Origin of the sequence: Streptomyces sp. NPDC053431, assembly GCF_044544925.1 — a bacterium.
GTDB lineage: Bacteria > Actinomycetota > Actinomycetes > Streptomycetales > Streptomycetaceae > Streptomyces.
Window position 1 is genome coordinate 271,072 of the sequence record NZ_JBITXX010000003.1, and the last position, 19,386, is coordinate 290,457.

The window sequence follows — 19,386 nt, forward strand, 5'->3', positions numbered from 1 at the left end:
TCACCCGTTCCTCCGGCCGTATCCGTACAGCCAGCCGTATCCGTACAACCGGCCGTATCCCTACAGCCGTAGCCACAAGCCGTACGCGTACAAGCCATAGCCCCAAGCCGTACCCGTACAAGCCGTAGCCGTATCCGAGCAGCCGTCACCGTGCTCTCACGGCGACGACCGACCGGCCGATGATCAGCGGCGTTCCTCGCCGCGGTCCGAAGCCTCCGTCTCGGTCTCCTTGGCCGCCACCTCGGGATCGAGGGACGAACCGCCGTCGTCGACGGACGACAGCCGGGTCTCCTCGTCCACCTCGGTGGGAGCGGGCGGCTCGACCAGCCAGTCGGGGTTGGCCTGCTTGTCCCACCACTTCCAGGCGGCGAAGGCGCCGCCCATCACGACGCCGAGGATCACGACGACCTTGGCGACGCGCCCGGCCCGATGCCGGCGCTCATGCTTCTTCACGATCTTCCGGATGTCCTTCGGCGTGACCTGACCGCGCAGCGCGGCCCAGGCTGCCGTGGAACGCGACCCGGCCTCCTCCAGGACGGGACCGGTCGCGGCGACCGCGTACTCGACACGCGGAACGGTGTAGTCGCTCGCCTGACGGGCGGCCTTGCGGGTCACGGCCGCAGCGCGTTGCGCGGCCTCGTCGACCCGCGGCGGCACGTGCGGCGCGACGCGACTGTCGTACTGATGACGCGCCTGTGTGCGACACGCGTACGCGGCCTTCGAAATCTTCGGGGCCATCCTGACGCGCGCCTCGTGCGCGTAGTGAACGGCCTGGTCCCTGGCCGTCTCGGCGTACGGCGCCACCACTTCCGCGGCGTGCAGGACGCTCTCCTTCGCCGAATCTGTCGCGGCGCGCACGCTGTCCATGCGGGTCACGGGATCCTCCTCATCGGTGGCGGTGTCGGTTTTTCACCTTTCCATCCTTTTCGGAATCATGCCTGCCGGACCGCGCTCCGGCATGCGGGGCGGGCATCCGGGGCATGCGAGGATGCGGGCGTGGAGCACGCGCGGGCACGGACGCCCCCGTGCGGAGGTGCGGAGGAAGGCGAATCGTGGCCGAGCAGTTGTACGCGACTCTGAAGACCGGTCAGGGTGACATCGAGATTCGGCTGCTGCCGTTCCACGCGCCCAAGACGGTCCGGAACTTCGTCGAACTCGCCCGCGGCGAGCGCGAGTGGACCCACCCGGAGACCGGCGCGGTCTCCACCGCCCCGCTCTACGACGGCACGGTCTTCCACCGGGTGATCGAGGGCTTCATGATCCAGGGCGGCGACCCGCTGGGGAACGGCACGGGCGGCCCGGGCTACGAGTTCGCCGACGAGTTCCACCCCGAGCTCTTCTTCGACAAGCCGTACCTGCTCGCGATGGCCAACGCCGGCCCGGGCACCAACGGCTCGCAGTTCTTCATCACGGTCGGCCCGGCGACCTGGCTCAACCGCAAGCACACGATCTTCGGCGAGGTCGTCGGCGAGGCGAGCCGGAAGGTCGTGGACGCCATCGCCGCCACCCCGACCAACCCGCGCACCGAGCGCCCGGTCGAGGACGTCGTCCTCGAGACCGTCGTGATCGAGAGCCGCTGACCGCGGACGGCCCGTCCGCCCCTCGGGTGCCGTCGCGCCCCTCGGGAACCTTCCCGCCCCGCCCGTCCGTCAGGAGGGCGGGGCGATGTGCTGACCGCGCCTGCCGACCCGTCCGCCCTCGGAGGACCTCATGCACTGCTACCGCCATCCGGACGTCGAGACCGGCATCCGCTGCACCCGCTGCGAGAAGCCGATCTGTCCGGAGTGCATGGTCCCCGCGTCCGTCGGCTTCCAGTGCCCCGACTGCGTCCGGAACGGCTCCGGCACCGGACACGCCCCCGACGCCAACCAGCCGCGGACCCTCGCGGGGGGACGCGTGACGACGGACGGGCGCTTCATCACCAAGATCATCATCGCGGTCAACCTGGCGCTGTTCATCGCGGCCCAGGTGGCCGGCGACCGGTTCGTGGACGAGCTGGTCATGATCGGCTACGCGTACAACCCGGTGCTCGGCGAGGTCGTCGGCGTCGCGGACGGCGAGTGGTACCGGCTGCTCACCTCGGCCTTCCTCCATCAGGAGGCCCCGCACTTCGTCTTCAACATGCTCGGGCTGTGGGTGATCGGCGGGATCGTCGAGCCGGAACTGGGCCGGATCCGCTACGCCGTGCTGTGTCTGCTGTCGGGGCTCTCCGGCTCCGCCCTCGTCTATCTCCTCGACGCCCCGAACCAGGCCTCGCTCGGCGCCTCGGGCATCGTCTACGGCCTGATCGGCTCGTGGGTGGTGCTGGCCCGGCGCCGGCGCTACGACATGCGGCCGGTGCTGCTCTTCGTGGCGATCTCGCTGGTCTTCACGTTCGCCCGGCCGGGTGTCTCCTGGGAGGCGCACATCGGCGGTCTGGTCGCGGGCGCGCTGGTGACGTACGGGCTCGTGCACGCGCCGCGGGCGCGCCGGGAGCTGGTGCAGTACGCGGCCTGCGGCCTGGTGCTGCTGCTCGACCTGGGGATCGTGCTCGGCCGCACCGTCGCGCTCACCTGAGCGGGGAGGGCTGTGGACGAGCTCCCCGGGCAAGCTTTCCCCAGAGTTATCCACAGTGTGTGGCGAGAGGGGTGCGAGGCTCGGCCGATGACTGCGCCCCTCGCCTCTGAGCTGGGGTTATCCGTCAGAGATGAGGGGCGAAGCGTTCCGGCAGAGGAGTTCTCGCGGTCGTACCGGCGTCAACACCGTGGGAGTTATCCACAGATCGTCGTAAGTTATCCAGTGCTGTGCACAACGCTGTGGATAACTCAGGGCAGAGCTTGACGCGTCACTTCCACTGCGTGGAGACGCCGAAGCCGGCGGCGATGAAGCCGAAGCCGACCACGATGTTCCAGTTGGCGATGGACTTGAGCGGCAGCGTGCCGTCGGTGACGTAGAAGACCACGATCCACACCAGCCCGATGGCGAACATCGCCAGCATCACCGGCGCCACCCAGCTGCGGTTCGTCAGCTTGATGGACGCGGCCTGCTTCGTGGCGGGCGGCGGCGTGTAGTCGGCCTTCTTGCGGATCCGTGACTTCGGCACGAGGGACTCTCCTGTCGATGCGCTGCGTGACCGCGCAGGGAACTGTGGCTGGCGCCGGGACGGGACGGAACGGAAGCTGCGGAGCGGACCGCTGCGTCCTCCGGGCGTCCGTTAGCGTAGTGGTTCCGCGGCACCGAAGGGGATCAGGGTACGTTGAGCAATTCCGCCGACACTCCCGCAGGGCCGGGCCGAAGCACCAGATGGCGCCCGGTCCGGGTGCTCACCGCTGCCGTCTTCGCCCTCGCCGGACTGATCTTCGTCACCAGCTTCAACACCGCCAAGGGCACCAATCTCCGCACCGACGCCTCCCTCCTCAGGCTGTCCGACCTGATCGAGGAACGCAGTCACAAGAACGCCGGCCTCGACGAGTCCGCCGCCGCCCTGCGCCGCCAGGTCGACGCCCTCGCCGCCCGCGACGACGGCTCCACCCAGGCCCAGGACGCGCGCCTGCGCGCCCTGGAGGCCGCCGCCGGCACCACTGAGACCTCGGGCCCCGGCCTCACCGTCACCCTCAACGACGCCCCGCCGAACGCCCAGGCCGCCCCCGGCTACCCCGAACCGCAGGCCAACGACCTGGTCATCCACCAGCAGGACCTCCAGGCCGTCGTCAACGCCCTGTGGAAGGGCGGCGCCAAGGGCATCAAGGTCATGGACCAGCGGCTCATCTCCACCAGCGCCGTGCGCTGCGTCGGCAACACCCTGATCCTCCAGGGCCGCGTCTACTCGCCGCCCTACAAGATCACCGCTGTCGGTGACCGCGACCGGTTGAACAAGGCGCTCGCCGACTCCCCCGCGCTCCAGAACTACCAGCTGTACGTGAAGGCCTACGGCCTGGGCTGGAAAGTCGACGAGCACAGGGCGGTGACTCTGCCCGGCTACTCGGGCACAGTGGACCTCCACTACGCGAAGCCTGTGAGCTGACGCATGCGCTGACCGGGGGGAGCCGGGTGCGGTGACGGTGCGACTGGTCGTACGGACCCTCAGCGAGCTGTGCGTCACCGTCGGCGCCCTGATCGTCCTCTTCGTCGCCTACCTGCTGTACTGGACCGGCGTCCAGGCGGACAGTGCCACCGCCGGCCAGCTCGACACCCTCCAGCAGGAGTGGGTGGAGCGCCCGGTCGCACCGGCCGGAGCGCCCCGCGCGACGCCCGCCCCCGCCCCGTACGCCGCCGGCAAGGGCTTCGCCGTCATGTACGTCCCCCGCCTCGGCCGGGACTGGGAATGGCCCGTCCTGGAGGGCACCGGCGTCCGCACCCTCAAGAAGGGCCTCGGCCACTACGCCGGCACCGCGCGCCTCGGCGGGACCGGCAACTTCGCCGTCGCCGGACACCGCCGCACCTACGGCGACCCCTTCAAGGACTTCCCCCGGCTGCGCCCCGGCGACGCCGTCGTCCTCACCGACGGGACGACCTGGTTCACCTACCGCGTCGACCGCGCCCCGTACCGGACCGTGCCCACCGACACCGCCGTGATCGACCCCGTCCCCCGGAAGTCGGGATTCGACGGGCCCGGCCGCTATCTGACCCTCACCACCTGCGACCCCGAGTGGGGCAGCAGCCACCGGCTGGTCGTCTGGGCCCACCTGGACGCCACCCAGCCGGTCACGGCCGGCCGTCCACAGGCTTTGGACCGTTGACCCCCGACCGCCCCGACGCCCCGTACTCTGGTCCCCGTAACGAACGGAAGGGGTGTCGGACGTCATGTACGGATGGATCTGGCGGCATCTGCCGGGCAACGCCTGGGTGAAGGCGCTGATCTCGGCCGTGCTGGTCCTGGCGGTCGTCTACGCCCTCTTCCAGTACGTGTTCCCCTGGGCGGAGCCGCTGCTTCCGTTCAACGATGTGACGGTGGACGGCCAGTGAGCGCGCGAATTCTCGTCGTCGACAACTACGACAGCTTCGTCTTCAACCTCGTTCAGTACCTGTACCAGCTCGGCGCCGAGTGCGAAGTCCTGCGCAACGACGAGGTGGAGCTCTCCCACGCGCAGGACGGCTTCGACGGCGTCCTGCTCTCGCCCGGGCCGGGCTCGCCCGAACAGGCCGGGGTCTGCATCGACATGGTGCGGCACTGCGCCGCCACCGGGGTGCCGGTCTTCGGCGTGTGCCTCGGCATGCAGTCGATGGCCGTCGCCTACGGCGGGGTCGTCGACCGCGCGCCCGAGCTGCTGCACGGCAAGACCTCGCCCGTCACGCACGAGGGCAAGGGCGTCTTCGCCGGACTGCCCTCCCCGTTCACCGCGACCCGCTACCACTCGCTGGCCGCCGAGCCCGCCGACCTGCCGGCCGAGCTGGAGGTCACCGCGCGCACCGAGGACGGCATCATCATGGGGCTGCGGCACCGCGAACTGCCGGTCGAGGGCGTGCAGTTCCACCCCGAGTCGGTGCTGACCGAGCACGGCCACCTGATGCTCGCCAACTGGCTGGAGCAGTGCGGCGACAAGGGAGCGGTCGCGCGGTCGGCGGGACTCGCGCCGGTGGTGGGCAAGGCCGTCGCGTGACCGCCGGGTCGCCGTGGTTCCGGGCGACGAACCTCCCGGAGGAGGAGCCCGGGTCCGGTCAGTCCCGGCCGATACCGACGCCGGAACCCGTGGCGCCCCCGTACGAGGCCGAGACGGCCGTCTACGAGCCGATACCGGGCCCGGACGCGTTCCCGTCCCACCCGACGCCCGCAGTGCCCCAGACGGCCCACCAGGCCCCGTACGAGACGTACGCCACGGCGACCGAGACCTACGGCACGGAGCCGTTGCCGACGGAGACGTACGGCACGGAGTCGTACGGGACCTCCGACGGCTACGCGACCGGCGCGTACGACACCCCGGAGCAGCCCGAACCGGCGCACCGGCCCGAACCGGCGCCCCGGCCGGTGCCCGAGCCGGAGCCCGAGGCCGATGACCGGACGATGGCGCTCCGCACGGTCGAGGAGACCGGAGCCGCCACCACCGCCCCGCTGCCCGGCCCCGGCCGCGCCGAGCGCCGCCGTGCCGCCAAGCGCAAGGGGCGTGGCGCGCCCGAGCCGGCCGCCCCGGAGCAGCCCGCCGCCCCGCTCTCCCGCGTCGAGGCCCGCCGGGCCGCCCGCGCCGCGAAGGACAGCATCGGCGTCGTCCTCAGCCGCGTCGTCGGTGAACTCTTCATCAGCTTCGGCGTCGTGATGCTGCTGTTCGTCACCTACCAGCTGTGGTGGACGAACGTGCGGGCCGGCCAGGAGACCGACCAGGCCAAGAAGGAGATCGAGAACTCCTGGTCGCAGGGTCAGGACGACGCGCCGGGCGCCTTCGAGCCCGGCAAGGGCTTCGCCATCATGTACATCCCCAAGCTGGACGTCGTCGTCCCCATCGCCGAGGGCATCAGCAAGACCAAGGTCCTCGACAAGGGCATGGTCGGCCACTACGGCGAGGGCAAGCTCAAGACCGCGATGCCCGCCGACAAGCAGGGCAACTTCGCCGTCGCCGGGCACCGCAACACCCATGGCGAGCCGTTCCGTTACATCAACCGCCTGGAGCCGGGCGACCCGATCGTCGTCGAGACCCGCGACGCGTACTACACGTACGAGATGGCGAGCATCCTGCCGCAGACCTCGCCGTCGAACGTCTCGGTCATCGAGCCCGTGCCCCAGGGCTCCGGCTTCACCAAGCCGGGCCGGTACATCACGCTGACAACCTGCACGCCCGAGTTCACGAGCACGTACCGCATGATCGTGTGGGGAAAGCTGGTCGACGAACGCCCGCGCAGCAAGGGAAGGCCGGAAGCGCTCGTAGGCTGAGCCCCACTACCGAGACCAACCACACCTCGACGGGACGACCTAGTGGCACGTGCGCGCAACCGGATCGCCGGGATCATCAGCGTCTTCGGCGAACTCCTCATCACCGCGGGCCTCGTCCTCGGCCTCTTCGTCGTCTACTCCCTGTGGTGGACCAACGTCCTCGCCGACCGCGCCGCCGGCAAGGACGGCGACCAGGTCCGCGAGCACTGGGCCGACAGCGGTCCCGGCGCGCTCGACACCAAGGACGGCATCGGCTTCCTCCACGTGCCGGCGATGGGCGACGGCGAGGTGCTCGTGAAGAAGGGCACCGACACCGCGGTCCTCAACAACGGTGTCGCCGGCTTCTACACCGAGCCGCTCAAGTCCGCCCTTCCGCAGGACAAGCAGGGCAACTTCACGCTCGCCGCGCACCGCGACGGGCACGGCGCGAAGTTCCACAACATCCACAAGTTGAAGAACGGCGACCCGATCGTCTTCGAGTCCAAGGACACCTGGTACGTCTACAAGGTCTACAAGATCCTTCCGGAGACCACGAAGTACAACGTGGACGTCCTCCAGCCCGTCCCCGAGGAGTCCGGCAAGTCCAGGCCGGGCCGCTACATCACCCTGACGACCTGCACCCCGATGTACACCTCGGACTACCGCTACGTCGTGTGGGGCGAACTGGCCCGCACGGAGAAGGTCGACTCCCGGCGCACCCCGCCGGCGGAGCTGCGCTAGCGGGCGCTCCGGCCGAGCTCCGGCTCCCGGACGCGCGCTCCGGCCGAGCTCCGGCTCCCGGACGCGCGCTCCGGCCGAGCTCCGGCTCCCGGACGGGCGCTCCGGCCGACCCCCGGTTCCAGGACGCGCGTAAGCCCCGGCATCCAGGATGCCGGGGCTTACGTCACTCACGGGTGCGGGAGCCGGTCGTGGTTCAGTCGAACCAGCCGCCGCCGTTCTTCTCGGTCTTCACGTTGACCGTCTGGTTCGGCTGGCCCGGCGTGCCCGGCTGCGGGTCCTGCTCCTTGACGCGGGCGTTGCCGTCGGCCGGGCCGTCCACGTTGCCGAGCTGGTAGCCGAAGGCCGCGAGCGTCGCCCGGGCCTGGTCGAGGGTCATGCCCGTGACCGGCGGGACCGGCTGGCTCGTCTGCTGCGGGCCCTTGGAGACCTTCAGCGTGATCTGGACGTCCTTCGGCTGGTCCGAGTTGCCGTTCGGGCTCTGGCCGATGACCGTGCCGAGCGGCTGGTCGGAGTCCACGTCCTGGCGGGCGACGTTGGAGAAGCCGAGCGTCTGGAGCTGCTGCAGGGCGACGTCGTAGGTCCGGCCGGTGACGTCCGGCAGCTGCGACTTCTGCTTCTTCGCCACGGTGATCGTGACCTCGGAGTTCTTCTCCGCCTGCGAGCCGCCGTCGGGGCTCTGGCTCAGCACCCGGCCGGCCTCCTGGTCGGACTCCTCGTACTTCACGGTGACCTTGAAGCCCTTGGCGCGCAGCGTGTCCTCGGCACTCTGCTGCTGCTTCTCCGTGACGTCCGGCACCTCGACCTGAGGCGCGCCCTCGGAGACCACGACGGAGACCGTCTCGCCGACGTTCATCTTCGCCGTGCCGTCCGCCGCCGGGGTCTGGCTGCAGATCAGGCCCTTCGGCTGGTCGCAGCGCTGGGTGCCGGACTGCTGCACCTTCACCTGCGAGTTCTGCGCGAGGCCCTCGGCCTCCTTGAGCGACTTGCCGACGAACTGCGGCACCGGAACCTGGTCCGCGCCGTCCTTCGTGTCGAAGATCGAGCGGCTGATCAGGATCGCGCCGACGAGCACCAGGATGCCGGCCAGGACCAGCAGGATCGTCGAGGTGTTCGACTTCTTCTGGCGGCGGCGGTCCGGGCGGTCGTCGTAGCCGTAGCCGCCGTCGTCCGGGTTCATCGGCGGCAGCATCGCCGTCTGGGCGCCCATCGGGTCGGCCTGACGCAGCGCCGTCGTCGGCTGGTCCTCCGGCGGGTAGCCGCCGTAGCCGCCGTAGGCGACCGCGCCCATGGCGGCGGTCGCCGCGACCGGCTGGCCGTCGAGGCACGCCTCGATGTCCGCGCGCATCTCGTCGGCGGACTGGTAGCGGTAGTCGGGGTCCTTGACCAGCGCCTTCAGGACGATGGCGTCCATCTCGGGGGTGATCTCGGGGTCGAAGACGCTCGGCGGCTGCGGCTCCTCGCGCACGTGCTGGTACGCGACGGCGACCGGCGAGTCGCCGATGAACGGCGGCCGGACCGTCAGGAGCTCGTACAGCAGACAGCCGGTGGAGTACAGGTCGGAGCGGGCGTCGACCTGCTCGCCCTTGGCCTGCTCCGGGGAGAGGTACTGCGCCGTGCCGATCACCGCGGCGGTCTGCGTCATGGTCATGCCCGCGTCGCCCATGGCGCGCGCGATGCCGAAGTCCATGACCTTGACCTGGCCGGTGCGGGTCAGCATGACGTTCGCCGGCTTGATGTCACGGTGCACGATGCCGGCGCGGTGCGAGTACTCCAGCGCCTGCAGGATGCCGACGGTCATCTCCAGCGTGCGCTCGGGCAGCAGCTTGCGCCCGGAGTGCAGCAGCTCACGCAGGGTCGACCCGTCGACGTACTCCATCACGATGTACGGGATGGAGACCCCGTCGACGTAGTCCTCGCCGGTGTCGTAGACGGCGACGATCGCCGGGTGGTTCAGCGAGGCGGCGGACTGGGCCTCACGGCGGAACCGGGCCTGGAAGGACGGGTCGCGGGCGAGGTCGGCCCGCAGCGTCTTCACGGCGACGGTGCGGCCGAGCCGGGTGTCGTGGGCGAGGTACACCTCGGCCATGCCACCACGGCCGAGCACCGAGCCCAGCTCGTACCGGCCGCCGAGGCGACGCGGCTCTTCCATAGCTTCTCCAGCCCTCTCCGTCTGTCCCGACCGCACCCGTGTGTGGTCCGGCGGTGTGTGCTGTCCGCGCATACGCTACCGGCCGACGGAAGGCGCTTCGTCCGCCGACCGCCACCTGATACCCGACCGGTATCCGGCCGGGCCCCCGCCCGTGGTATCGGTCACGGCCCGGGTCGTGGCATCCGTCACGGCCCCGGTCCGGCCCGATCCCACCGGCCGGAAGATCAGCTCCTGCTCTTCAGTACCGCCTTCATCACGGCCTTCGCGATCGGGGCCGCCAGGCCGCCACCGCTGATGTCCTCGCGGTCCGTGCCCTCGGAGTCCTCGACGATCACGGCGACCGCGACCGGGGAACCCTGCGCGGTCTTCGCGTACGAGATGAACCAGGCGTACGGGCGCTTCGCGTTCCGCTCGCCGTGCTGGGCCGTACCCGTCTTGCCGCCGACCTTCACGCCGTCCATGTTCAGGTCGGCGTTGGCGCCGGTCCCGTTCTCGACGACGTTCTCCATCATTTCCTGGAGCTGCTGGGCGGTGCGCTGCGAGACCGGGCGGCTGAGCTCCTCCGGCTCGGTCTTCTTGATCAGGTCCACGTTCGGCGCGCGCAGCTCGTCGATCATGTACGGCTTCATCAGCTTGCCGTCGTTGGCGATCGCGGCCGTGACCATCGCCATCTGCAGCGGCGTGGTCGCCGTGTTGAACTGGCCGATCGACGACAGCGCGTTGCCACCGCGGTCGGCCTTCTTGTCGTAGACGGAGGCGGCGGAACGGACCGGCGTGAACTGCTCGGCGTTGAAACCGAACTTCTCCGCCATCTCCACCATCTTGTCCCGGCCGACGTCGTCACCGAGCTTGGCGAACACCGAGTTGCAGGAGATCCGCAGCGCCTCGTTCAGGCTGGCGTTGGCGCAGCCGTTGGCGTGGTTCTTCATGGGCACCCGGGAGAGCGGGATCTTCCAGCCCTCGGGGGTCTCCGTCGCCGCGTTGATGTCCGTGACCTTGCCGCTCTCCAGCGCCGCCGCGGCCGTGACGACCTTGAAGACGGAGCCGGGCGGGTAGATCTCGCGCAGGGCGCGGTTCAGCTTCGGCTTGTTCTTGTCCTTCTCCAGCGCCTGCCAGGCCTTGGCGTCCGCGTCGTGGTAGCCGGCGAAGGAACCCGGGTCGTACGACGGGGTCGAGGCGAGCGCGAGGATCTTGCCGGTCGACGGCTCGATGGCCACGACCGCGCCCGTCTTGTTGCCGAGCCCCTTGAACGCGGCCTTCTGCGCGGCCCCGCTCAGGGTGGTGACGACGTCGCCGCCCTTCTTCTGCTCGCCCGTGAACATGGCCATCGTGCGGTCGAAGAACAGCCGGTCGTCGTTGCCGGTGAGGATGCCGTCCTCGATCTTCTCGATCTGGTTGGCGTCGAAGGCCTGCGAGGCGTAACCGGTGACCGGCGCCCACATGGGGCCGTCGATGTACGTCCGCTTGTACTTGTAGAACACGTCCTTCGAGTCGACGGAGCCGGTGATCGGCTTGCCGTCGACGATGATGTTGCCGCGCTCGTGAAGGTAGCGCTCGATCGTGACGCGCTTGTTCTTCGGATGGGCGTTCAGCTCGTCGGCGCGGACGTACTGCAGCCAGTTGTCCCGCACCAGCAGGGCGAGGACGAGCAGGCCGCAGAAGATCGCGACGCGGCGCAGCGGCTTGTTCACGGACGGACCACCTGCGTCATCTCGGCGTCGGGGTTCGGGGCGGGGGAGGGCGCGGGGCGGCGCGCGGTGTCGCTGATCCGGATCAGGACGCCGATCAGCGCCCAGTTCGCGATCACGGACGAACCACCGTAGGCGAGGAACGGCATCGTCATACCGGTCAGCGGGATGAGACCCATGACACCGCCGGCGACGACGAACACCTGCAGCGCGAAGGCGCCCGACAGGCCCATCGCGAGCAGCTTGCCGAACGGGTCGCGGGCCGCGAGCGCGGTGCGCACACCGCGCTCGATGATCAGGCCGTAGAACAGCAGGAAGACCATCACACCGGTGAGGCCGAGCTCCTCGCCGACGGTGGCGAAGATGAAGTCGGAGTTGGCGGCGAAGCCCACCAGGTCGGAGTTGCCCTGGCCGAGGCCCGTGCCGAGGATGCCGCCGGAGCCGAACGACATCAGCACCTGCGTCATCTGGTCGCAGGCCATGGCCATGTTCGAGCCCTCGGGAGCGGTCTTCAGACACTCGAAGGGGTCAAGCCAGGCCGCCACACGGGACTGGACGTGGGAGGCGGTCGAACCGACGACGACCGCGCCGGCCGTGGACATCAGCAGACCCATGACGACCCAGCTGGTCCGCTCCGTCGCCACGTACAGCATGATCACGAACATGCCGAAGAACAGCAGCGAGGTGCCGAGGTCGTTCTCGAACACCAGGATGAGCAGGCTGATCGCCCAGATCGTGAGGATCGGACCCAGGTCACGGCCACGCGGCAGGTACAGGCCCATGAACCGGCGGCTGGCCAGCGCCAGCGCGTCCCTCTTCACCATCAGATAGCCGGAGAAGAACACGGCGAGGACCAGCTTGGCGAACTCACCGGGCTGGATCGAGAAACCGCCGACGTTGATCCAGATCTTGGCGCCGAAGACATCCGCGCCCAGACCCGGCACGAGCGGCAGCAGCAGCAGGACGAGGGCCGCCGCCATCGAGATGTACGTGTAGCGCTGCAGCACCCGGTGGTCCTTCAGGAGCAGCAGCACGCCCACGAACATGGCGATGCCGATCGCCGAGTACATCATCTGGTTCGGCGCGTCGGGGCTGAACGTCTTGTAGCGGGCGATGATGCGCGGCGACTGGTCGAGGCGCCAGATCAGCACCAGGCCCAGACCGTTCAGCAGGGTCGCCAGCGGCAGCAGCAGCGGATCCGCGTACGGGGCCCACTTGCGCACCACCAGGTGCGCCACGCCCGCGAGCAGCGTGAGGCCCGCCCCGTACCCGAGCATGCCCGGCGGCACCTTGCCGTCGATCGCCAGACCGACGTTGAGGTACGCGAACACCGGGATCGCGACGGCGAACGCGAGCAACGCCAGCTCGGTGTTGCGGCGGCTCGGCGCCTCGATGGCGCCGATGGTGGTCGTGTTGGTGACAACGCTCATGGTGGTGAAAGGCCCCCTACGGGTCTGCTTACTGCTTGCCGCAGTTCGAGGCCAGCTTCTGCTCCTCCGAGGACAGGGTGGGTCCAGGGGACGGCGCGGCCGTGGTGGGCTTGGGGTTCGGCGACGCGGCGCCCTCCGAAGGCGGCGGCGTGCTCGCCTTGTCGGCGGCGGCCGCGGCGGCCTTCTGACGCTGCTCGGTCTTCTTGCAGGCCGAGGCCTGCAGCGCGAGCTCGGAGATCTTCGTCTGCGCCTTGTCGAGGCTGCCGCCCGCGATCGTGTCCTCGACCTGCTTGCGCTGGTACGCCGGCAGGTACTTGAGTTCGATCTCGGGGTGGTCCTTCTCGACCTCCGAGAGCTTCACCCAGGCGAGGTCCTGGCTGATGCCCCGGTACAGCGCCACGTGCTCGTCCTTCGACCCCACGTAGTACTGCGTCTGCGTCCAGCGGTACCCGCCGTACAGGCCGCCGCCGATCACGCCGAGGGCCAGGAGCAGGAAGAAGGAGCGCTTCAGCCACTTGCGGCCGGTGCGCGGCTTCACGAAGTCGTCGTCCGCGTACGAGCCGAACGAGCCCTGCGGCGGCATCCCGCCGTAGCCGTGGTCGTCGCCGCTGCCGGGCGGGCCGAAGCCCCCCGCCGGCGGCTGCTGGTGCGGGGCCGGCCGGCCGAGACCGGAGGCGCGGCCCGCGGGCGTGTGCATCGCGCCGCCGTCGTGCGGCTGGGTCTGGTTCTCGGCGACCGCGCCCACGATGACCGGGGTGTCGCTGAGGTGCCCCGCCAGGGTGTCGCCGCCGTCGACGTCGAGGACGTCCGCGACGATCACCGTGATGTTGTCCGGGCCGCCGCCGCGCAGCGCGAGCTGGATCAGCTCCTGCACCGTCTCGTGCGGGCCCTGGTAGCTGGCGAGGGTCTCCTCCAGCGTCTGGTGCGACACGACGCCCGACAGGCCGTCGGAACAGACCAGATAGCGGTCGCCGGCCCGCACCTCGCGGATGGAGAGATCGGGCTCCACGTGGTCGCCGCTGCCGAGGGCGCGCATCAGCAGCGAGCGCTGCGGATGGGTGGTCGCCTCCTCCTCGGTGATGCGGCCCTCGTCCACCAGCCGCTGCACCCAGGTGTGGTCCTGCGTGATCTGCGTGAGCACGCCGTCCCGCAGCAGATAGGCGCGCGAGTCGCCGACGTGCACCAGGCCGAGGCGCTGGCCCGTCCACAGCAGGGCGGTGAGCGTCGTGCCCATGCCCTCCAGCTGCGGGTCCTCCTCGACCATCATCCGCAGCTGGTCGTTGGCGCGCTGCACCGCCGTACCGAGCGACGTGAGGATGTCGGAGCCGGGGACGTCGTCGTCGAGCGTCACCAGGGTCGAGATCACCTCGGACGAGGCCACCTCACCGGCGGCCTGGCCGCCCATGCCGTCGGCGATCGCGAGCAGCCGCGGACCGGCGTAGCCCGAGTCCTCGTTGCCCTCGCGGATCATGCCCTTGTGCGAGCCCGCGGCGAAACGCAGTGAAAGACTCATGCCCACCTGCCCTGTCGGCGCCGCCTCGGGGTGCCGCCGGTCTCGAGCCACACTGCCCACCCTCCGGTCGGGAGCCCGTACCCGCCCTGGCCCGCTGCCCGGGCTGCCGCGCGGTCCTCGGGGCGGCCCTTCGTGGGGGCCGTCCCGGCGCGCTCGCTCCGCTCGCGCTTACTCATGATGTAGCACTACTTCCGAAGCTCGATGACGGTCTTGCCGATGCGGATCGGCGCGCCCAGCGGAATCGGTGTGGCGGTGGTGAGGCGGGTCCGGTCGAGATACGTGCCGTTCGTGGACCCGAGGTCCTCGACGATCCACTGACCGTCCCGGTCCGGGTAGATCCTGGCATGCCGGCTGGACGCGTAGTCGTCGTCCAGCACGATCGTCGAGTCGTGCGCCCGGCCCAGCGTGATCGTCTGGCCCTGCAGGGCGACCGTCGTGCCGGTGAGGGTGCCCTCGGACACCACGAGCTTGGTCGGGGCGCCGCGGCGCTGCCGCCCGCCCCCGCTCGGCGCCTGCTGGCCGCCCCGCTGCTGCGGCGGCGCGGCGGCCTGGCGCGCGCCCTGCTGCGCGGCGCGCCCCTCCTGGCGGCGCGAACCGCGCTGGGTGACCCGCGTGCCGAACAGGTCGCTACGAATGACCTGGACGGCCACGATGACGAACAGCCACAGAACGGCCAGGAAACCCAGCCGCATGACCGTCAGGGTCAGCTCTGACATTGCCCCCGCTTCACCCTTCGGCTTGCCGGTAAACGATGGTGGTGCTGCCCACGACGATCCGCGAGCCGTCGCGGAGCGTAGCGCGGGTGGTGTGCTGCCCGTCCACCACGATGCCGTTGGTGGACCCGAGATCCGTGATCGTCGAGGGCGTTCCGGTCCGGATCTCGCAGTGCCGGCGCGAGACGCCGGGATCGTCGATCCTCACGTCCGCGTCGGTGCTGCGGCCGAGGACCAGGGTCGGGCGGGAAATCTGGTGACGGGTGCCGTTGATCTCGATCCAGCGGCGGACCTGACCGCCGCCGCCCGGCATCGGCGCGGGGCCGGGGCGTCCGGCGGCGGGCGCCGTGGGACGGTGAACCGGGGCCGCCGGAGCGCCCGGCGGCGGGGCCGCGGGCATCGGCGGGGCGCCGGCCGGCGGGTAGCCGTAGCCGCCACGGGCCTGCTGCTGGCCCTGGCCGGGGTGCTGCGGGTGGCCGGCGGGCGCCTGCGGCTGTGACGAACTCGACGCGAGCGTTCGGCTGCGCACCCGGTACAGACCGGTGTCGAGGTCGTCGGCCTTCTCCAGATGGACCTTGATCGGGCCCATGAAGGTGTACCGCTGCTGCTTGGCGTAGTCCCTGACCAGGCCGGCCAGCTCGTCGCCGAGCTGGCCCGAGTAGGGGCTGAGGCGCTCGTAGTCCGGCGCGCTCAGCTCCACGATGAAGTCGTTGGGGACGACGGTCCGCTCACGATTCCAGATCGTCGCGTTGTTGTCGCACTCGCGCTGGAGCGCGCCGGCGATCTCGACGGGCTGGACCTCGGACTTGAAGACCTTGGCGAAGGTGCCGTTGACCAGACCTTCGAGTCGCTGCTCGAACCGCTTCAGGACTCCCATGGGGCACCTCCTCCGTCGTTGTCGTCCTGGTACTGCTTACTGATCGTATCCACGCGTCGGGAAATCGGCTGGTTCCCCTTCTCTGCCCTGTGGACGAGTGTCACCTCTCACAGACCTTCCGCAGTCCCATCCGCAGTTCCGTGGCCGGGCTTCCTCCACGGATCGTAGAGGCGGCCTGCGGACAGTGTCCCGCACCCGCGAGCGGAGCAGGAGGGCCCCATGCGTCACTGCCACCCTTCGACGGTTCTTCGGCCGGGCTCGACTCGGATGCGAAGACACCCCAGCGCTGCTCCTTGCCGCGCTTCGGCCGCTCTTCCTCCGTCCCGTGCGTCCCTGCTCGCGTGCCTTCCGTATGTCCCCGCTCCCGTGCTCGCCCCGCTTCTGCCCGACCGCGTGCCCCCTCCCGCCGGCACCTCGGCCCTCTGACGCCTCGTCCCCCTCTCTCCTCGTCCGCCGAGGAGGCGTCGAAACAACGGATGTGAATCCACCGTCTGCGACGTGCTAATCTTCAGATGTCGCCAGGCGAACGAACCGAAAGGGGAGGGAGCCGGGAGACCACCCAATGCGCGGGTGGCGGAATAGGCAGACGCGCTGGATTCAGGTTCCAGTGCCCGCAAGGGCGTGGGGGTTCAACTCCCCCCTCGCGCACCGACGAAACGGTCGGCATCGTAGTCACGATGCCGACCGTTTCTCATTTCCCGCGGTCCCGTTCCCGTTCCCGTTCCCTTGTCCTCCGCCCACGGACCACCGAGGATCGGCACCATGAACAGCACCTCGTCGCCCTTCCCCGATCGGATCGAGCTCAGGGGCGAAGGCCTCGTCCTGCGCGACTGGACGGAGGCGGACCTGTCGGCGATGCCGGATCTGTTCGACGACCCCGACGTCGCCTACTGGACGCCGATCGTCTCCCCCTTCGACGAAGCGGCCGCGCGCGCACGGCTGGTTCGGGACCGGCAGCTGCGGGCGGAGGGCACGACCATCCTGCTCGCCATCACCACGGACGGCTCCGCGCCGCTCGGAGAGGTGATGCTGCGCCGCTCGCCCGAGGGCACGGAGATCGGCTACGCGGTCGGCCCGGCGCACCGCGGGCAGGGGCTGGCCGCGCGGGCGGTACGGGTGATCGCCGCCTACGCCTTCGAGGAACTGGGCGCGGACCAGGTGATCCTGGAGCTCGAGGCCGAGAACGCGGCCAGCGTCGCCGTGGCCACCAAGGCCGGATTCAGCCTGCTCGACGTCCTGCCGATCGAGGGCGAGGAGAAGGGCCGGCCCTTCGTTCTGCAGACATGGGGCCTGCGGCGGGCGTCGTGAGGCCGGCCGCAAGGCGGGTGGAAGCTTCGTAGGTCCGGCGGGCGGGCGACCTTCGTCGATGCGGTGAGAGACGAAAGAGGACGGCGGCCGGGTGGTGGCGGACCCTATCGTGCGAGCGTGGAAGCTCCTTCGAAGATCGGGACCGCCGGGACGCGGCTGGTGACGCTGCTCGGCGACGGGTGGCGCTGGTTCGCCGTGCCGGGGCAGTGGTCGCGGCGCAGGACCGCGGGCGAGCTCGTGGTCGCCGTCGTCATGGCGCTGCTCGGCGCCGGCACCCAGGACCTTCTCGGCCGTGACGGCTGGGTGCTGGCCGTGGTCGCCGTCGGCTCGGCCGTGCTGTGGCTGCTGCGGCGCCGGCTGCCCGCGACCGTGCTGGTCGTCACGTCGCTGCTGACGCCGTTCGCCCCGGGCTTCCTGGCGCTGCTGATCCTCATCGGCTGGTCGGCGGGCCGCTACATCGCGGGCGCGGGCCGCGCCCTCGCCGCGTTCACCGCCGCGTACGTGCTGAATCTGGCGGCCACCGTGGCCGAGGCGTGGGACCAGCACCGGATGCTGACGGTCGCGTTCATCTCCACCCTGTACTTCCTTGCCACGACGCTCGCGCCGGGCCTCGCCAACCGCTACTGGACCCAGCGCCGGACCCTGCTGCACGCGCTCCAGGAGCGCAACGTCCAGCTGCTGCGGGAGCGGGCGATGGTCGTGGGGCAGGCGCGGATGCGGGAGCGGCAGCGCATCGCCCAGGACATGCACGACAGCCTCGGCCACCAGCTGGCACTGATCTCCGTGCACACCGGAGCCCTCGAGGTGGACCCGCATCTGACCGACCGCCAGCGCGAGGCGGTGGCCGTGCTGCGGAACGCGTCCGTGGACGCCATGCACGAACTCCGCGAGGTCGTCGGCATCCTGCGGGACGGCGTGGCGGCCCCCGACGAGGGGCCGGGCGGCCCCGTCGCGCCGCCGGGCGACGAGACGGGGCGGGCGGCGCGGGGGACCGCCGGCATCGAGGGGCTCGTCGCCGCCGCCCGGTCCGCCGGGACCGCCATCGGGCTGACCCGGCACGGCGACGCCCGGGCGCTCGCGCCGGCCGTCGACCACGCCGCGTACCGGATCGTCCAGGAAGGCCTGACGAACGCCTACAAGCACGCACCGGGCGCCCCGATCAGCGTCGAAGTGCGTTACGAGCCGGACGCGTTCGTCGTCGAGGTCCTCAACGAGGAGACCGCCGAACGTCCGACCGGGGTCGTCAGCGGCGGGCAGGGGCTCACCGGGCTGCACGAGCGGGCCCGGCTGGTCGGCGGGATCGTCCACGCCGGCCCGGCGGACGGCGGCGGCTTCCGGGTCGCGGGCGTCCTGCCGTACGGGGCGGTGGAGGCCGTGCCGTACGTGGACCCCTTCGCCGATCCGGGCCTCGACCCGAACGACGCGGGACGGACGCACGCCTCCGGCGCCCCGTACGCCGTTCCGCACGCCGCGCCGCCCGCTGTTCCCTACCCGACGCCGTTCGCCTGGCCGTACGCCGCGCCTTTCGTCGATGCGGCCGACGACTTCCGGCAGCAGTCGAAGAGGGGTCCGCGCCGCCACCGTGGTCAGGTCGCAGCCGGACCGTCCGGCTGGACCGTGACGGAGCGGGAGTTGGCGATGGCGATGCAGGCGGGCAGGGGCAGGAGCACCGGCGGCGGGATAGCGATCGGGTGCGGGATCGCGTTCGCCGCGCTCGTGCTGCTCCTGGTGGCCGGAGGCTTCGGAGTCTTCTTCATGATGAGCTCGCTGTCGGAAGGGATGATCGACCCCGCCGAGTACGACGCCGTCAAGGTCGGGCAGAGCGAGCAGGAGGTGCGCGACCGACTTCCTTCGGGCGACACCGTCGCCACGACCGGCCTGCACGGCAAGGGACCCAAGGAGCCCGAGGGTTCCAAGTGCCTCGTCCTGATGAGCTCGGCGACGGCGGACGACCTCGATGCCGAGCCCGTTTTCCGGTTCTGCTTCAAGGACGGCAAGCTGATCGAGAAGAAGTCGTACGACGTCGTGCGCTAGCCGGCCCGTCGTACCGGGAGCCGTTGGGGAGTGGCCGTGACTGGGGCAGGAGCCGGGACCGGGACCGGGGTCGGAGCGGGGGCGCGCACCGAGACCGGGGCGGGTGCTGGGGC

At 70.5% G+C, this 19,386-nt stretch carries 18 protein-coding genes and 1 tRNA gene; 11 read left to right on the plus strand and 8 right to left on the minus strand.

Annotated elements, in window-relative coordinates; genetic code table 11:
- Positions 1–183 precede the first annotated feature (183 nt).
- The gene (locus ACIGXE_RS10700; protein WP_399745633.1) at positions 184–876 is read right to left on the minus strand and encodes a DUF5324 family protein; all 693 of its coding nucleotides are present in this window, start codon (positions 874–876) and stop codon (positions 184–186) included.
- Between the two features lie 176 nt (positions 877–1,052).
- Between ACIGXE_RS10700 and ACIGXE_RS10705 the strand changes: the two genes are divergently transcribed.
- The gene (locus ACIGXE_RS10705) at positions 1,053–1,580 is read left to right on the plus strand and encodes a peptidylprolyl isomerase (protein WP_399745635.1); all 528 of its coding nucleotides are present in this window, start codon (positions 1,053–1,055) and stop codon (positions 1,578–1,580) included.
- A gap of 130 nt (positions 1,581–1,710) precedes the next feature.
- Positions 1,711–2,556, plus strand: coding sequence for a rhomboid family intramembrane serine protease (locus tag ACIGXE_RS10710; RefSeq protein WP_399745637.1), 846 nt, complete (start codon positions 1,711–1,713; stop codon positions 2,554–2,556).
- Positions 2,557–2,824: 268 nt separating this feature from the next.
- On the opposite strand, the gene crgA is transcribed toward ACIGXE_RS10710, so the two are convergent.
- Positions 2,825–3,082 carry a cell division protein CrgA gene (gene crgA / locus ACIGXE_RS10715; protein ID WP_399745639.1) on the minus strand — a complete coding sequence of 86 codons (258 nt, stop codon included), beginning with the start codon at positions 3,080–3,082 and terminating at the stop codon, positions 2,825–2,827.
- A 153-nt stretch (positions 3,083–3,235) separates the two neighbouring features.
- Here crgA and ACIGXE_RS10720 point away from each other — a divergent pair, with 153 nt between their 5' ends.
- The 6 genes from ACIGXE_RS10720 (at position 3,236) to ACIGXE_RS10745 (ending at position 7,561) form a co-directional block, all read left to right on the plus strand.
- On the plus strand, positions 3,236–4,003 hold the full coding sequence (locus ACIGXE_RS10720; RefSeq protein ID WP_399745641.1) for a DUF881 domain-containing protein: 768 nt from the start codon (positions 3,236–3,238) through the stop codon (positions 4,001–4,003).
- A 31-nt stretch (positions 4,004–4,034) separates the two neighbouring features.
- Complete coding sequence (locus ACIGXE_RS10725) at positions 4,035–4,718, plus strand: class E sortase (protein ID WP_399745643.1); 684 nt, start codon at positions 4,035–4,037, stop codon at positions 4,716–4,718.
- Between the two features lie 64 nt (positions 4,719–4,782).
- A complete protein-coding gene (locus ACIGXE_RS10730) occupies positions 4,783–4,944 on the plus strand; it encodes a hypothetical protein (protein ID WP_399745645.1) in 162 nt (53 codons plus the stop codon).
- Positions 4,941–5,579: an aminodeoxychorismate/anthranilate synthase component II gene (locus tag ACIGXE_RS10735; protein WP_399745647.1), complete on the plus strand. Its 639-nt coding sequence runs from the start codon at positions 4,941–4,943 to the stop codon at positions 5,577–5,579. Before ACIGXE_RS10730 ends, ACIGXE_RS10735 begins: the two co-directional genes overlap by 4 nt.
- Complete coding sequence (locus tag ACIGXE_RS10740; RefSeq protein WP_399745648.1) at positions 5,576–6,841, plus strand: class E sortase; 1,266 nt, start codon at positions 5,576–5,578, stop codon at positions 6,839–6,841. The genes ACIGXE_RS10735 and ACIGXE_RS10740 overlap by 4 nt, the downstream gene beginning before the upstream one ends.
- Before the next feature lie 42 nt (positions 6,842–6,883).
- On the plus strand, positions 6,884–7,561 hold the full coding sequence (locus tag ACIGXE_RS10745; RefSeq protein WP_399745650.1) for a class E sortase: 678 nt from the start codon (positions 6,884–6,886) through the stop codon (positions 7,559–7,561).
- Positions 7,562–7,754: 193 nt separating this feature from the next.
- On the opposite strand, the gene pknB is transcribed toward ACIGXE_RS10745, so the two are convergent.
- The 6 genes from pknB to ACIGXE_RS10775 form a co-directional block, all read right to left on the minus strand.
- Positions 7,755–9,710 carry a Stk1 family PASTA domain-containing Ser/Thr kinase gene (gene pknB / locus ACIGXE_RS10750; protein ID WP_399745651.1) on the minus strand — a complete coding sequence of 652 codons (1,956 nt, stop codon included), beginning with the start codon at positions 9,708–9,710 and terminating at the stop codon, positions 7,755–7,757.
- A gap of 224 nt (positions 9,711–9,934) precedes the next feature.
- On the minus strand, positions 9,935–11,401 hold the full coding sequence (locus ACIGXE_RS10755) for a peptidoglycan D,D-transpeptidase FtsI family protein (RefSeq protein WP_399745653.1): 1,467 nt from the start codon (positions 11,399–11,401) through the stop codon (positions 9,935–9,937).
- Positions 11,398–12,828, minus strand: coding sequence for an FtsW/RodA/SpoVE family cell cycle protein (locus ACIGXE_RS10760; protein ID WP_399745655.1), 1,431 nt, complete (start codon positions 12,826–12,828; stop codon positions 11,398–11,400). The genes ACIGXE_RS10755 and ACIGXE_RS10760 overlap by 4 nt, the downstream gene beginning before the upstream one ends.
- A gap of 28 nt (positions 12,829–12,856) precedes the next feature.
- Positions 12,857–14,341, minus strand: coding sequence for a Stp1/IreP family PP2C-type Ser/Thr phosphatase (locus ACIGXE_RS10765; RefSeq protein ID WP_399745657.1), 1,485 nt, complete (start codon positions 14,339–14,341; stop codon positions 12,857–12,859).
- Positions 14,342–14,526: 185 nt separating this feature from the next.
- Positions 14,527–15,057: an FHA domain-containing protein gene (locus ACIGXE_RS10770; protein WP_399745659.1), complete on the minus strand. Its 531-nt coding sequence runs from the start codon at positions 15,055–15,057 to the stop codon at positions 14,527–14,529.
- Between the two features lie 10 nt (positions 15,058–15,067).
- Positions 15,068–15,931: an FhaA domain-containing protein gene (locus ACIGXE_RS10775; protein WP_399745661.1), complete on the minus strand. Its 864-nt coding sequence runs from the start codon at positions 15,929–15,931 to the stop codon at positions 15,068–15,070.
- 564 nt (positions 15,932–16,495) lie between these two features.
- Here ACIGXE_RS10775 and ACIGXE_RS10780 point away from each other — a divergent pair.
- From ACIGXE_RS10780 to ACIGXE_RS10790, 3 genes are all read left to right on the plus strand, one after another.
- Positions 16,496–16,579 (plus strand) — tRNA-Leu (locus ACIGXE_RS10780).
- Positions 16,580–16,693: 114 nt separating this feature from the next.
- A complete protein-coding gene (locus ACIGXE_RS10785) occupies positions 16,694–17,239 on the plus strand; it encodes a GNAT family N-acetyltransferase (protein ID WP_399745663.1) in 546 nt (181 codons plus the stop codon).
- Positions 17,240–17,356: 117 nt separating this feature from the next.
- Positions 17,357–19,273 (plus strand): sensor histidine kinase, encoded by a 1,917-nt coding sequence (locus ACIGXE_RS10790; protein ID WP_399745665.1) that lies wholly within the window; start codon positions 17,357–17,359, stop codon positions 19,271–19,273.
- The last annotated feature ends 113 nt before the right edge of the window (positions 19,274–19,386 follow it).